The organism is Janthinobacterium foliorum, assembly GCF_978021625.1.
Genome location: NZ_CDXDQE010000110.1, coordinates 1 through 265, shown reverse-complemented (window position 1 = coordinate 265; position 265 = coordinate 1). Strand labels below are relative to the sequence as shown.

1 tRNA gene and 1 rRNA gene are annotated in these 265 nt (G+C 53.2%); both read right to left on the bottom strand.

The features are described 5' to 3' along the window. Positions 1 to 17 precede the first annotated feature (17 nt). Positions 18 to 94, bottom strand: a tRNA-Ile gene (locus ACZ92H_RS29745). Between the two features lie 97 nt (positions 95 to 191). Next, a 16S ribosomal RNA gene (locus ACZ92H_RS29740) occupies positions 192 to 265 on the bottom strand; the annotation flags it as partial.

Below are 265 nucleotides of genomic sequence, written 5' to 3'. Positions count from 1 at the left end.
TACGACTCGGGTGTTACTGGTAGGGCTGGTTGGACTCGAACCAACGACCCCCGCGTTATCAACACGGTGCTCTAACCAGCTGAGCTACAGCCCCAACGCGGTGCTACTACGACTACTGTTTCTTCTTCAGCTAACAGTCGATAAGTGTGAACATTTGAGGCGGAAGCATTGCTGCTTCGTGCAAACTCTAGAAAGGAGGTGATCCAGCCGCACCTTCCGATACGGCTACCTTGTTACGACTTCACCCCAGTCACGAATCCTACCG